The following is a 14,440-nucleotide window of genomic DNA, read 5'->3' as shown; positions in this document are numbered from 1 at the left end:
ATGCATCGTTTTGCCAAACCAAGTGTTTTTCTGAAGCTGACCGACCCGCTATTGCCGTGGCTGTCCGGGGCGACGGCGATCCTGATTGCCGCTGGGCTATATTTTGCGCTTTTCGCATCCCCGGTTGACTATCAGCAGGGCGATACGGTCCGGATCATGTATCTGCATGTCCCGGCGGCCTGGATGGGGTTGTTCTGTTATGTCGGCATGGCGGTTTGCGGTGCCATGAGCCTGATCTGGAAACACCCGCTGGCCGATATCTGCGCGCGTGCCACGGCCCCGATCGGCGCCACCTTTACGGCATTGTGCCTGATTACCGGATCATTGTGGGGTGAACCGATGTGGGGCACCTGGTGGGTATGGGATGCGCGCCTGACCTCGATGCTGATTTTGCTGTTCCTGTATCTTGGCTATATCGCGCTGGTAAATGCATTTGATGACCCCGAACGCGGGTCCAAGGCCGGATCGGCACTGGCACTGGTCGGGGCGGTCAATGTTCCGATCGTCAAGTTTTCGGTCGACTGGTGGAATACCCTGCATCAGCCGGCCTCTATCGTGCGCATGGACGGCCCGACGGTTGATCCCAGCATGCAATTGCCGCTTGCGCTGATGATCCTTGGATTTACCTGCTATTACTTTGTCATGCTGATTTTGCGGGTAAGGCTTGAACTCAATGAACGGCGTATCCGGGCATTGCAGCTTTCCGGCATGTTTGATGAACGATCCCCCGGCCAGAATACCGACACCCCAAGCTATGATGCGGGTCACAACGCGGAGGCCAGCCAATGAGTGAATTCTTCTCAATGGGCGGATATGGCGGCTATATCTGGGGCAGTTATGCCATCACGGCAATTGCCATGATTGCCTTGTTGGTGGCGACCTTGCGCAGTCTGCGCAACAGCCGCATTGAACGCGACCAGCTGGAAGCCGTGCTGCAATCGCGTCGGTCGCGCCGAAACAAAAAAACCCCAAAGGCACCCTGACCGGAGAATAACTGTGTCACTTTCCCGTGCAAAAGCCCGCAAACGCCAACGCATGTATATCATCGGTGCGGCTCTTTTGGCCGTCGCCGGTGCAGCGGCACTCATACTGACCGCCTTTGAAGATTCGGTTGTCTTCTTCTTCAGCCCGACCGAAATCATCGAAAAATCCCCGATTGATCCGGACCAGCGTCTGCGGATCGGAGGACTTGTCGTCGAAGGGTCTGTTCAAAAGCTTCAGGACGGCAAAACTATTGCCTTTGCCGTAACAGACATGGCGCAAACCGTCCCGATTTCCTATAGCGGCATCTTGCCCGACCTTTTCCGCGAAGGTCAGGGCGTTGTCGCCGAAGGCCACATGTCATCTGACGGGACCTTTGTTGCATCGGAAGTCCTGGCAAAGCATGATGAAAACTACATGCCGCCCGAAGTCGCAGAATCGCTTAAGAAAAGCGGCTACTGGGAAGAAATCGAAGCCAAAAATGCGGAACAGATGCGCAATTAAGCCACATTCTGTGGCCATAAAGTCAAACCAAACGCGTAAGAAAAACCTGTCTTTGACATAACTGTGCCATCAGTGTCCCGTCACACCGCCAGATATGTCATAGGGGATCAATTCGGGGAAGCCTTAGACGGAGATGCTTGCAGAACTCGGACATTTTGCCCTGCTCCTGATTGTGGTGACAGGCTTTGGGCAGGCTGTGCTGTTCAGCCCGCTTTGGCTGCGGTCGTCCATACGCGCGACCTTGCAGGGACGCCCGACCGTTCTCGCCGCGACCGGCCCCAACGGCATATCCCCTGAATTCAACGGAACCGGGCCCGTTTCAGCATCGCTGCCATTTGACAGCCAGATATCCCGACCGGGGCACTATCTTGTTCTGCCTGCCGGATTGTTGCTGATGGCGATCGTTGCACAGGCGGCGTTGCTGCATGCCTTTATCGTCAGCGATTTCAGCCTGCCGATTGTTGCAAATGTCAGTCACTCATCCACCCCGCTTCTTTTCCGGATCGGTGCCGCCTTTACCCCGGATGGCGGGGCGATGATCCTGTGGCTTCTTGCGGCATCGCTGGTCAATGTTGTGTTGGCAATGCAGCTTTTCGGGGCGGGTCAATCGACCTATGCACAGGATGATGACCGCACACTGTTTTACAATGCGATGTCCGTGCTTGGCCTGCTGGTTGGTGTGCTTGGCCTTGCGACCCTGATTGATGCTGATCCGTTCCTGCGTGTTGCCGTGGCACCGCTTGACGGGCGCGGGATGAACCCGCAAAGCCAGGATGTTCTGCGGGTTCTGCGTGAACCGTTTTTGTATCTGGGTCTTGCCGGACTCATGGTGATTTATGCACTGACGCTATCAGGATTGCTGGGCCGCAAATTCGATCGCCGGATTGCAGAAACCTTGCGGTTTTGGGTGATTGCATCATGGGTTGCGCTGGGGGCGGCGATTGCGATCAATGCCTATCGATCCTATAGCCAACAGGCATGGGGAAATTGGTGGTATTGGGACACAGCAGAAAACAGCCTGTTATTGCCATGGCTTTTGACCACCGCGCTTGTGCATTGCCGGGCGGTGTTGGAAAAAACCGAAACCCTTAAGGGCTGGACTGCGTTCCTTGGGCTTTCTGCACTGGCTGTTGGCTGGTTCGGGGTGTATCTGACGCGGTCCGATCTGTTTGGTCCGCTCAATGAAACCCTGATGAAGCCCAATGACAGTATTGCACTTCTGGTCGGGTTCTGCGCGATATTTGCAGGCTCATACTATCTGTTCTGGCGCCGGGGTGATGAACTCGGTGAACCGCGTCCTTTTGAATTGCTGTCGCGCGAAAGCAGCATGTTCATCAACAGTGTGATGCTGGCACTGATTGCTGCTGTGGTACTGATCGGGACGATTTACCCGCTGGTTTTGCGCTGGCTTGACGGTGAAAACATCACGGTTGGTGGCCCGTTCTATGTCGAAGTACTGGTGCCGATTGTTGTTCCGTTGCTGTTTCTGATGGGCTTTGCCCCGACCTTGCGCTGGCGACAGGATGAAATGTGGATGATCGGACGGCGCATGAAGCTGGCGGCAATCCTGTCGATCATCATCGTTCTGTTTGTATCGATCCGCTTTATTGACCTGTCACCCGCACCTTTGATCGGGATCGGACTGGCCGGATGGATTTTGACAGCGTCGCTCAGTGATCTGTGGGCAAGATTGTGGCGCCAGCCCGATCACGGTGAAAGCAAATACCGCAATCTGCAACTGCTTGGCCCACGTTATCTGAGCATGACGCTTGCCCATATCGGCTTGGCCGTGATGCTGGCCGGCGGGGCAGCAAGCAGCGTCTGGGAAGAACAGGTTGTTGTTTCCGCACGGGCGGGGCAAAGCATCCAGGCTGGCCCCTATAACCTGCAATATGAAGGTGTGGCTTTGCTTGCCGGGGAAAACTATGCCACGCGTCAGGCGACCTTTATCCTGTATCGACATGCACTGCCGGTAACCGAACTTTTCCCGGAAATCCGGTATTACCCGATCCGCGGCGTTGAAACACGCGAAGCCGGTATCTGGCATGGCCGTGACGGGGATCTGCATGTCTCGATCGGGGACAGGGGCGATGATGGCGGTCGGGTTGTTTCGGTCCGGTTCCTGCCAATGATGCCCTGGGTCTGGGCAGGCATGATTTTGATGCTGACGGGTGGAACCATCAGCATCCTTACGCGCATCTTCCTGCGTTTTCAGAAGAACGGAGTTTCCGCTTCATGAGATTTTCGATCGCCGTGATCCCGCTGGTTCTGTTTGCGGCACTCGCCGGGGTTTTCCTGATGAATATCGACAAGGACTCTTCTGTTGTGCCCTCTGTCCTGATCGACAAGCCTGCACCGGAATTCTCCTTGCCGCCACTTCCCGGGCGTGAAGCCGGACTGTCACGTGCCGATGTTACCAAGGGTGAAGTTTCGGTTCTGAACGTCTTTGCCAGCTGGTGCATTCCTTGCCGTGCCGAACATCCGTTGATCAAACGTCTGTCACGCGAAGCCGATGTCCCGGTCTATGGCCTGAACTACAAGGAAAAAGACCCGCAGGACGGTGTCAAATGGCTGGCTGAACTTGGTGATCCCTATGCCGCGGTCGGCATGGATTTGTCGGGACGCACCGGAATTGATTTTGGTGTCTATGGCGTGCCCGAAACATTCATCATCGATGGCGCAGGCCAAATCAGATACAAACATGTCGGCCCGGTAACCGCAGATGTTCTTGAAGATGTGCTTCTGCCCAAAATCGCGGAGTTAAAAGAATGACCCGTCGTCTTTTGACCATGATCGGTGCATTTGGCCTGGTGGTTGGGCTTATGGCCGGCACACCGGCATGGGCGGTTAATCCCGATGAAATGTTATCGAACCCGGTTCTGGAAAAACGCGCCCGCGACATCAGTCAGGAACTGCGTTGCCTTGTCTGTCAGAACCAGTCAATTGATGATTCCGATGCCGAACTGGCGCGCGATCTGCGTGTGCTTGTTCGTGAACGCCTGATTGCAGGCGACACCAACGAAGAAGCCATCGATTACATTGTCGCGCGGTACGGGGATTATGTTCTGCTCAACCCGCCGCTGAAACCGGAAACCTATATTCTGTGGGCAAGTCCGGCGGTTCTGGCAATTCTTGCACTGCTGGCGGTTTTTGCCTTTTATCGTCGCAAGCAGCGCGAAGCATCAAATGCGACAACATCGCTATCGCGTGATGAACAGGCCCGCCTTGACGAGATTTTGGGTACCTCAAACGGAGATAAAAAATCCTGATGCGGTGCCTTGTCGGGAAATATCACCATCCTGCCGGAGGTGACCGGTGACCTGGATTGGTCTGTCTTTACTGGCATTGATCGGAATTGCGGTTCTTTACGCAAGCCTTCCCAAATGCGGTGACAAGGTATTTTCACCACGTCGGCTGACCATGGCTGTCGCGCCGGTGCTGGTGGCATTTGGTGTCTATCTGGTCATTGGCAATCCATCCCTGCCCGCCAAGCCGTTTGCCGAACGGGCTGGGGAACGCAACCTTGCAGCCGCCGCCGCTGTTGCCGGGAATGTGACCGATCCCAATTACAAAACCGATCAGCAAATCCAGCGACTGTTGAACCAGATCGTACTGTCGCTTGAAGTGAACCCCCGCAATCTTCAGGGCTGGGTGGCCCTGGCACGCGGGTCATTGCGACTTGGCAATATCGAACGTGCGGTTGCCGCCTTTGCCCAGGCCTATGCGCTTTCCGGGCATAACCCGTTACTGGCAATCGAATATGCCGATACCCGGATTACCGCCCAGAACGGTCAGATCGACAGTACGTCACGTGATCTGGTTCTGCATGCATTGGGTCAGATGCCCAATCATCTGCTTGCGCGGTATTATTACGGCATGATGCTGAAACAAAATGACAAACCCGAACAGGCTTTGCGCGTGCTTCGTGATCTGTATCGGGATTTGCCAAAGGATGATCCGCTGGCCAACGCCACCCAGGGCGAAATCAAGACGCTTCAGGCCGTTTCAGATGCCAGAACCGACACCCAGTAAAACAGCGACCTTTATCAGCGACTAGATCAGAACCTGGATCACGCCCCGAACAGATACAGCACACCAAGAAGCAGGGCGGTGATCATCAACAATGTCCCGCCAAGCGATACCAGCTTCATCACCGGATGAAGCCCGGCAAAGTCGCTTTGACCGGTTTCCGGCCCCTGCCCGTCTGACGAATGACCGTTTTCATGAAACCGGCGCAGGGCTTCTTCGCCGCTCATTGGCGGCATTTTGATACGGTCAAGAACCGTTCCCTCATCCGGGGTACGGTTCTTGCTTTTGCTGCCATTATCTTGCGGCTTGCTGGCGTTGTTGCCGGTCATGAAAGGTATCTGGTGCTTAACGTTGCGCGGTCAAGCCACGATCGCTGTCACCATCTTGCGGCTGGTATGTCGGCCACTGCCCGGCGGCAAGAAGATCAAGCGACGGTGCTTCCTGACCAAAGCGCGAACGATACATCCAAAGATTGGCCATCACACGTTCGATAAACAGACGCGTCTCGCGCGACGGGATGCTTTCGATGAAATACAGCGGATCAACATTGTCCTTAAGCGCCTTTTGCCAGCGACCCAGATTGCCGATCCCGCCGTTATAGGCCGCCATCAACTGCAAAAAGCCGTTATCAACGCCGTTCTGTTCAAGCAAATGGTCAACATATTTCTGCCCGAGCGACAGGTTGATTTCCGGTTCATACAGTTCGGCGCGTTTGGCACCGCGATAACGGGTGTTGCCGATATAGCTTGCGGTGGCCGGCATCAGCTGCATCAAACCGCGTGCGCCGGCATGGCTGCGCGCATCGGTGTTAAATCCGGATTCCTGGCGCATGAACGCATAGATCAGCGCACGGTCGACCTCATAGCCGCCTTCGGGCGACCATGGCGGCACCGGATAAAGGGCGTTTACAAACACATCCCCGGTTTTCTGCGCGATATAACTGCCAAGACGCATGGTCAGCGACGCAAAATTCGCGGTATCGGTCAATGCCAGAACAGCGCGGCGCAGGCCATCATCATCCTTGGCCGCGGCCTTGCGCAATTCGCGTTCGGCTTCATCACGTTGCCCCACCTGCAACAATGCCAGTGCACGACGACCATGCGGATCAAGCTTCAGCTTGTTGGCGCGGTTTTCGTCAAGCTCAAGACTGTCCCAGTCAAACACGTCATCCCGACCAAGGGCACGCATCGCAAGCTGCCCGTAGAAGGAGCGCGGATATTCCGCCGCACGGTTCAGCATCTTGTCGGCTTCTTCAAAACGACCGGCCGCAAGATCGATACGCGCCGCCCAGAACGCACCGGCTGTGCGTGTCCAGCTTGATGCATATTTATTGGTGCTGAGTGCCGCAAAATGTTTGTGTGCGGTATCCATCTTGCCCAAACGCCATGCGGTAAGCCCGGCAGTCCAGTGAGCCTGTGGCAAATATTTTCCCGACCGCTTGGCCGCGTCACCCGCAAGTTTCAGCGCCAGGTCAGGCTTGCCGAAATAGTAATATCCCGATGCAATCGATGCGCGTGCCTGATCCTGCTCATAGGCATCAAACAGGCGTTTTGCTTCCTGGCTTTCGAGAACCTGAAGCGCCCCGGTCGGCCATCCACTGCCAATCCGGTGGCGGATACGACTTTTAAGCGTCGATAGGCGGGAACGCTGTGGTGCTGACAGCTTCTTGGTCGATTTGTGGTAATAGGGCGAAATATCTTCGTAATCATACCCCGCACCCGAAACATAGCTTCCGACTGGCTTTTTCGGATAGCTGGCAGATCCGCGGCGCGTCAGGGCAAGCTTGTAAATACGCGGAGCCTGCGGAAGATCGGCATAACTTGCCAGCCAATCCTTGAGTTCCTTGTAGCGGGAACGATATGCCGTCGGATGAAGATAACGTTGCGCCAGCACATGCCCCATCAGAACATCGTCAGACAGGCGCGAAATCAGGCGGTCTGCATCTTTCCAGCGACCCTGTTCCTGAACGGCAAAAATCTGTTCGTAAAGTTCGGCGTCACGATCGGACAGCGGCTTGGGAATAAGGATCGACAGCGCATCGTCAAGTTCCGGCCCGCCCAAAGCAGCCTGTTCCTGCGTGTCAGCAACAGCAGGTGACGGCGCAACCATGACCGTCGTCATGGTGCCAAACATAGCGATTAAGAGGCCCTGCCTTAGTGTGCGTTTCACACCCGGCAGGCTTGTTCTTATTGCTTCGATCAAAATCAATATCCCCAACGAGGCTTTGCATTAAAGCCGCGTATTTATCCCGAAGCAGTTTGGTCTCGCAACCCGTTGCCTGCGGTGTTCCCCCCGGTGCAACGGCGCCTTTTATACCAGCAAACGCCCAAACCGCGAAATCATTTATCTGGAATCAATCACTTGGCGTGACGGATTTCTGACACCCGAACGGATGCATAGCTCCCATGCGTACGCCAAATTTATCGCCATTTCCTTAAAGCTTTTGCGCAATCGCGCGCAAATCACGCCATGCAAGGCGCTTTTGTTCGGGCGTGCGCAGCAAATATGCCGGGTGGAACATTGCCGTCAGATCGGCCTTTGCCCCATCGCCAAACACCAGCTCTTTCCATGTTCCGCGCAACCGCGTGATGCCGCGATCCTCTTCCATCAGGGTTTTGGCCGAACTGCCGCCCAGACAGACCACGACGCTGGGGCCGATCAATTCAAGATGACGGCGTACAAACGGCTCACATACCGCGACCTCGGCTGTGGTCGGCTGACGGTTGCCCGGCGGACGCCAGGGCAGAATATTGGTGATATAGACTTCCTCGCGGGCAAGTCCGATCGACCGCAACATGGCATCAAGCAACTTTCCGCTTGGCCCGACGAACGGAAGACCCTGCCGGTCCTCCTCCGCCCCTGGCGCCTCGCCAACCAGCACCAGTTTGGCTTCAATATTTCCGGTCCCGAAGACCGTATTGCTTGCCGATTTCTTAAGCGCGCAGCCTTCGAACTTTTCAATCGCGGCCTTCAATTCGTCCAGATTGCTTGCCGCAGCAGCGGCATCACGGGCGGACTGACGGGCTTCGTGCGGTGTATCTGACAGCAAAAACCCGCCATCTGCCCCCGAGGGCACCGGTGCGGGACCGGCACCGACCAAAGCCGCAGGACGGGCTGCCTGTGCCGGACCACGGCGCGCGCCGGTCGGGGATTGCGGCGCAAATCCCGGACGATTGGCAGCATTGCGTGTCAGGCTTTCCGATGCCTTGAAACGATCAAGCGGCTCGTCTGCGATTGCTTCGTCCACGCCCATTTCATATTGCCAGACCAGGGCCTGAAACGGATCGAGATTATTTACATCAAAATCTGTAATTGGATTGCTCATCTACACAAAGGCGGTGTATGTTGCGGCGCACGCGTGATTGGTGCGATGGATTTTGACCGACTTTAACGATTTTGGTCCATATGTACCATATACAAACGCGCGTCAAATCGGTATAGCTATACCGATTAAGCGACAAATGTGAGAAATCAGGGCTTGGGCGAGACCCTGATCGGTGAATACCGGTCTGCAACCAAACGGACGAAAACAGTTCGAAAAAGGTGGCAACCAAAGGAGAGAGGCCATATGGAACGCGAATCCATGGAATTTGACGTGGTTGTCGTCGGGGCTGGTGTATCCGGTCTGTCGGCTGCCATCAAACTGATGCAACTCGCCCAGGAACATGAAAAAGAAATCACCGTCTGCGTGGTTGAAAAGGGTTCTGAAGTCGGCGCGCACACCCTTTCGGGTGCTGTGATGGAGCCCCGCTCCATGAATGAACTTTTCCCGGACTGGAAAGAGCGCGGCGCACCGCTGAATGTTCCGGCTGGCGAAGACCAGTTCCTGATGCTGAGCGAAACCGGCGCGAAAAAGCTGCCAACCCCGCCGCAGATGCATAACAAGGGCAACTACATTGTCAGCCTTGGCAATGTGTGCCGCTGGCTTGGCGAACAGGCCGAGGCCCTTGGCGTTGAAGTTTATCCGGGTTTTGCCGCCGCCGAAGTTCTGTTTAACGAAGACGGTTCGGTCAAGGGTATCGCCACCGGCGATATGGGCTTGCAGCGTGATGGCACGCCGGGCCCGAACCATGAACCGGGCATGGAACTTCATGCGAAATATACCTTCTTTGCCGAAGGTTGCCGTGGATCGCTTTCCGAACAGCTGATCAAGAAGTTTGATCTGCGCAAGAATTCCGATCCGCAGACCTATGGCATCGGCATCAAGGAACTTTGGGAAGTTGACCCGGAAGTCCATAAGGAAGGCCTGATCCAGCACACCGTTGGCTGGCCGCTGGACAAGAAAACCTATGGCGGGTCCTTCCTGTATCATCTTGATAACAATCAGGTGGTTGTCGGCTTTGTCATCGGCCTTGATTACGAAAACCCGCATTTGAGCCCGTTTGACGAGTTCCAGCGTTTCAAGACCCATCCGGAAATCCGCAAGATTTTCGAAAAAGGCCGCCGCATTTCCTATGGTGCGCGTGCATTGAACGAAGGCGGGTTCCAGTCGATCCCTGATCTTGTTTTCCCGGGTGGTTGCCTTATTGGCTGTTCGGCCGGTTTCATGAATGTGCCCAAGATCAAAGGGTCACACACCGCAATGAAGACCGGGATGCTGGCCGCCGAGGCCGCGTTTGAGGCCCTGAGTGCTGATGAAGTTCCGGCACAGATGGACAGCTATCCGTCGCGTTTGGAAAACAGCTGGGTCTATCCGGAACTGCACAAGGTCCGCAACATCCGTCCGAGTTTTGCCAAATGGGGCTTCTGGGGCGGCATGGCCTATAGTGCGGTTGATACATATCTGTTTGGCGGCAAGGCCCCCTGGACCTTCAAAAACCACGAAGATCATTCGTGCCTGAAGCCGGCAGCCGAAATGCCCAAGATCGACTATCCAAAGCCGGATGGCAAAATCAGCTTTGACAAGCTGTCATCGGTCTTCCTGTCAAACACCAACCACAGCGAAGACCAGCCCATTCACCTGACGCTGAAAGATGACAGCGTGCCGGTCAATACCAACCTTGCAGTCTATGACGGACCGGAAGCACGGTTCTGCCCGGCTGGTGTTTATGAATTCGTCGAAGACGAAGACAAGGGCGGCAAACGGTTGCAAATCAATGCGCAGAACTGCGTTCATTGCAAAACCTGCGACATCAAGGACCCGACCCAGAACATCGTCTGGGTGGTGCCCGAAGGTGGCGGTGGCCCGAACTATCCCAACATGTAAGCGGCCTGAAGCTTATCCTCATACAAAAGGGCCGCGTGATGCGGCCCTTTTTTCTAATAGTCTGATGATTGCGGTTTATTCCGGGGCATAGCCAAAAGCGGCCGGCGGATTTGCCGCTGTTTCGGTCCAGACACTTTTGGGCTGCATATATTCCATCAAGCCTTCCTTGCCGCTGGACCGGCCATAGCCGCTGGCACCGAAGCCGCCAAATGGCGACATGACATTGATCGTCTTGTAGCTGTTGATCCAGAACGTTCCGGCCCGGACATTGGCCGCAACCCGATGGGCCCGGTCAACCGACTGGGTCCAGACCGCACCGGCCAGACCGAACTTGCTGTCATTGGCGATCGCCACGGCCTCGGCTTCGTCATCAAACGGGATCACCGACAGAACCGGACCAAAGATTTCTTCGCGTGCGATATTCATATCGTTGCGAACATTGCCCAACACGGTCGGACGCAGGAAATAACCATCCTGATAGGCATCCCCGTCCGGGCGTTCGCCACCAGCGAGCAACTGCGCACCTTCGGCCTGACCACTTGCGACCAGTCGACGTACCGTCTGATACTGGACATCATTGTTGATCGGTCCGATCTGTGTTGCGACATCCATTGGATCGCCGACAGGGATCTGATTCGCACCGGCAACCAGCATATCAAGAAAACGATCAACCACAGTGCGCTGAACCAGCAAACGCGAACCTGCCACACAGCTTTGCCCCGCACCGCTAAAAATAGCGGCCTGTGCGCCAATCACGGCACGTTTCAGATCGGCATCGCCAAACACGATATTGGCCGACTTGCCACCAAGTTCGAGAACACAGGGCACAACATTCTGTGCGGCCTGCCCCGCAATGATGGCCCCGGTCCGCGGCGATCCGACAAAGACCACCTTGCGGGTGGCATCATGGGTGGTTGCCGCAACACCGGTGGTCGCACCAAGCCCGGTCAAAACCGTGATCACACCATCGGGCAGTCCGGCCTTTTTGGACAGAACACCAAGTGCAAGCGAGGTAAGCGGCGTCATTTCCGACGGCTTAAGAACCGCTGCATTGCCCGTGCAAAGCGCCGGGGCAAGCTGCCAGCCCGCGGTAAAGATCGGCGCGTTCCAGGGCGTGATTTGCGTGACCACGCCATATGGTTCCGGGCGGGTATAGTTCAAATGGCTGGTCGGAACCGGAATAACATCGCCATGAAGCTTGTCAGCCCAGCCGGCATAATATTCAAACATCTCGGCGACTTTAAGGACCTCGACCCGGGTATCACGGATCGGCTTGCCCGCCGAAACAGTTTCAAGCAGTGCCAGGTCTTCGAGCTGATCACGGACCAGCTGTCCGATCCGCCACATGATGCGACCGCGTTCAGCCCCGGTCATTTGCCACCAGACTTTCTGCCCGGCAACGGCGGCATCCATCGCCGCATTAACGACATCAGCCCCCGCATCCTTAAGCGCAAGAAACGCCTTGCCGCTTGCCGGGTCGGTCAGTTCGAACATGTCGCCTGTGCCGGGCATCATCGCACCATTGACCCAGCTTCCGATTTCAGTCGTGCCGAAAAACGGGTTCATTGCCTTGTGATAGTCGCGGGCAATCAGATTGGTTTCACCGGTCATGATTTGGCTCCTGCATGGGTGGGATCGCATTCGGTGATGCGGTTGAAATCGGCATCGTCTGCCAACAGCTCGGAACTGGCTGCCCAAATCTGCCCAGCCAGTTCACAGACCGGCAGTGCAACGTCCTTGTCCCGGGCCAAGGCCATGGCAAGACGGACGTCCTTGCGCATCAAGCCCATGGTAAAGCCGCTGTCAAAGGCCCCGTTCATCACCCATTTCGGATAATTGACTTCGCTGATGGCGCTACGCCCGGATCCGGCATTCAGGGCCGCAATCAGGTTTTCCGTCGTCACACCTGCTGCATTGCCGAGCCTTACGGCCTCGCTCATGGTCAGCAGATGGGATGCGACAAGCATGTTATTGACGATCTTGACCGCATGCCCGGCACCAACCGGTCCGACATGGGTGATCTTGCCACCCAGCGATTCCAGAACCGGCATGGCACGCGCAACATCGGCATCATCGCCGCCAACCATCATCGTCAGTTGACCACTATTGGCACCCGCCGGACCGCCACTGACTGGGGCATCGATCAGGATATGCCCCACCCCGCGCAAGACCCTGTCGATTTCGCGGGTCACATCGGGCTCGGACGTTGTGGTGTCAATCACCAGTCGCCCGTCGATATCACAGGATGTCAGGCCGGCGTCACCGGTCAGCACCATGCGAACATGATTTGCCGCTGGCAAAGACAGGATGACGGTTTTGCAGGCTGCATACAGCTCACTGACACTGGCAACAATGGTCGCCCCGGCAAGTGCGGCTTCCGCCTGGCGTTCCGCAGACAGATCAAACCCGATGACGGGAAAACCGTCGCGCAGCAGAGTCCGGGCCATGCCAAGCCCCATATTGCCAAGCCCGATGACACCGATGGTGCCGGTTTCTGGATTACTCACGAAAAATGCCTCTTTGGTTTCAGACAGCCGGGCTCAGCCGGTGAAGACCCAGGTCTTCCCGTCACAACACCGATGCGGTCCGATGTGATTTTTTGATTTTGCCCGTCGACTTTCCGGTGGATACCCGACGAACTCAAGATCAATTGGCGGAACATATTGTTGCCGAAACAGCAACACATATGCTCTGATTAGGTGATCACCATCACGCCAGCAGTCTGGCCAACCACATTTGCGCAGTATTCATCATGAAGATCGACGACAAGCCGCTTCGTTATTTCCTGGCCGTTTTTGAAGCCGGATCGATCCGGACCGCCGCAGAAAATCTGCGTATTGCGCCATCGGCCATCAGCCGCCAGATCGCGGCCCTCGAAGCCCATCTCGAAACGCTTTTGATGGAACGCACCAAACGCGGCATCATCTTTACCGAAGCCGGCCACATGGTCGCAGCCCACGCCCGGCGCCGGTTTGAAATGGACGAAGCCTTTTCGGTTGAACTGGCGGCGGCACGGGGGGCGATTGCCGGTACTGTCCGTATTGCCACGGGCGAAGGATTTGTTGTCGATCTGGTCAATCATGTTGTGCGCCCGTTGCGGGACGAGTTTCCCGATATCCGCCTTGAAATCGATGTCGCCGGTACGGAGAAAATCACCCATGGAATCCTGCGTGACGACTACGATATGGGGCTTGTCTTCAATCCGCCCGGAACGCCCGAGCTTGAACTTCTGGCAGAAGACCACGCACCGCTTTGCGCACTTGTGCCGCCGGGGTTCGAGTTGGCCAACAAGGAAAGCTGCACGCTGTCGGATACGCTGAATTATCCCAGTGCGCTCCTTAATCCGCATTTTGGCGTGGCCAAACTTCTGGCCAATGTCGATCAGGGAAACCGGGTTGCCCAGGACGCGTTTCTGATCGCCGATTCGATCAATGTTGCGGTGCATTTCGTGCTGTCGGGTGGCGGGATCACGTTTCTTCCGGCCTTTGCGGTATCGCGCCAATTGCGCCGCGGCGAGGTGGTGGCAGTCCCGATGACAGACCCGTTTCTGGCGCGTGTGCCATCACATCTTCTGGTGCGCAAGGGACGCCCGAAAACTGCCGCTGTAAGGGCCGTTACCGGCATGATCCGCGACCGGATGGAAGCATTCGGATCCGCCTGGTATCCCGAAGAGCATGCCTGAGCCCGACATACCTGTTGCCATTTTGGCAACAGAAGCAT

14 protein-coding genes are annotated in these 14,440 nt (G+C 56.2%); 9 read left to right on the top strand and 5 right to left on the bottom strand.

Translation table 11 applies throughout. The annotated features are described in order from the left end of the window. The 7 genes from M9H61_RS17020 (at position 1) to M9H61_RS16990 (ending at position 5,517) form a co-directional block, all read left to right on the top strand. Positions 1-789: a heme ABC transporter permease gene (locus M9H61_RS17020; protein WP_114112871.1), complete on the top strand. Its 789-nt coding sequence runs from the start codon at positions 1-3 to the stop codon at positions 787-789. Further along, entirely contained in the window at positions 786-983 is a 198-nt protein-coding gene (ccmD, locus tag M9H61_RS17015; protein WP_250281839.1) for a heme exporter protein CcmD, read from the top strand. Before M9H61_RS17020 ends, ccmD begins: the two co-directional genes overlap by 4 nt. Before the next feature lie 52 nt (positions 984-1,035). Further along, the gene (gene ccmE, locus M9H61_RS17010; RefSeq protein ID WP_233432999.1) at positions 1,036-1,485 is read left to right on the top strand and encodes a cytochrome c maturation protein CcmE; all 450 of its coding nucleotides are present in this window, start codon (positions 1,036-1,038) and stop codon (positions 1,483-1,485) included. Positions 1,486-1,618: 133 nt separating this feature from the next. Continuing rightward, a complete protein-coding gene (locus M9H61_RS17005) occupies positions 1,619-3,724 on the top strand; it encodes a heme lyase CcmF/NrfE family subunit (RefSeq protein WP_250281837.1) in 2,106 nt (701 codons plus the stop codon). Further along, entirely contained in the window at positions 3,721-4,257 is a 537-nt protein-coding gene (locus M9H61_RS17000) for a DsbE family thiol:disulfide interchange protein (protein WP_101245443.1), read from the top strand. The genes M9H61_RS17005 and M9H61_RS17000 overlap by 4 nt, the downstream gene beginning before the upstream one ends. Next, positions 4,254-4,754, top strand: coding sequence for a cytochrome c-type biogenesis protein (locus M9H61_RS16995; protein WP_114112867.1), 501 nt, complete (start codon positions 4,254-4,256; stop codon positions 4,752-4,754). The genes M9H61_RS17000 and M9H61_RS16995 overlap by 4 nt, the downstream gene beginning before the upstream one ends. A gap of 46 nt (positions 4,755-4,800) precedes the next feature. Continuing rightward, on the top strand, positions 4,801-5,517 hold the full coding sequence (locus M9H61_RS16990) for a cytochrome C biogenesis protein CcmI (RefSeq protein ID WP_250281832.1): 717 nt from the start codon (positions 4,801-4,803) through the stop codon (positions 5,515-5,517). Positions 5,518-5,555: 38 nt separating this feature from the next. Here M9H61_RS16990 and M9H61_RS16985 read toward each other — a convergent pair whose 3' ends face one another. The 3 genes from M9H61_RS16985 to M9H61_RS16975 form a co-directional block, all read right to left on the bottom strand. Further along, positions 5,556-5,843 carry a hypothetical protein gene (locus tag M9H61_RS16985; RefSeq protein ID WP_250281830.1) on the bottom strand — a complete coding sequence of 96 codons (288 nt, stop codon included), beginning with the start codon at positions 5,841-5,843 and terminating at the stop codon, positions 5,556-5,558. Positions 5,844-5,859: 16 nt separating this feature from the next. Further along, positions 5,860-7,647: a transglycosylase SLT domain-containing protein gene (locus tag M9H61_RS16980; protein WP_250281828.1), complete on the bottom strand. Its 1,788-nt coding sequence runs from the start codon at positions 7,645-7,647 to the stop codon at positions 5,860-5,862. Between the two features lie 301 nt (positions 7,648-7,948). After that, on the bottom strand, positions 7,949-8,839 hold the full coding sequence (locus M9H61_RS16975; RefSeq protein ID WP_250281822.1) for a uracil-DNA glycosylase family protein: 891 nt from the start codon (positions 8,837-8,839) through the stop codon (positions 7,949-7,951). A 243-nt stretch (positions 8,840-9,082) separates the two neighbouring features. On the opposite strand from M9H61_RS16975, the gene M9H61_RS16970 reads away from it, so the two are divergent. Next, positions 9,083-10,720 (top strand): electron transfer flavoprotein-ubiquinone oxidoreductase, encoded by a 1,638-nt coding sequence (locus M9H61_RS16970; protein WP_114112863.1) that lies wholly within the window; start codon positions 9,083-9,085, stop codon positions 10,718-10,720. Between the two features lie 75 nt (positions 10,721-10,795). On the opposite strand, the gene M9H61_RS16965 is transcribed toward M9H61_RS16970, so the two are convergent. Further along, positions 10,796-12,331 (bottom strand): aldehyde dehydrogenase family protein, encoded by a 1,536-nt coding sequence (locus tag M9H61_RS16965; protein WP_250281820.1) that lies wholly within the window; start codon positions 12,329-12,331, stop codon positions 10,796-10,798. After that, positions 12,328-13,227 (bottom strand): NAD(P)-dependent oxidoreductase, encoded by a 900-nt coding sequence (locus M9H61_RS16960; protein ID WP_250281819.1) that lies wholly within the window; start codon positions 13,225-13,227, stop codon positions 12,328-12,330. The genes M9H61_RS16965 and M9H61_RS16960 overlap by 4 nt, the downstream gene beginning before the upstream one ends. A gap of 245 nt (positions 13,228-13,472) precedes the next feature. Between M9H61_RS16960 and M9H61_RS16955 the strand changes: the two genes are divergently transcribed. Then, positions 13,473-14,402: a LysR family transcriptional regulator gene (locus M9H61_RS16955; protein WP_114112861.1), complete on the top strand. Its 930-nt coding sequence runs from the start codon at positions 13,473-13,475 to the stop codon at positions 14,400-14,402. Positions 14,403-14,440: the final 38 nt, after the last annotated feature.

Origin of the sequence: Thalassospira sp. GO-4, assembly GCF_023588965.1 — a bacterium.
GTDB lineage: Bacteria > Pseudomonadota > Alphaproteobacteria > Rhodospirillales > Thalassospiraceae > Thalassospira > Thalassospira povalilytica.
This window is presented reverse-complemented; position numbering and strand designations above follow the sequence as displayed.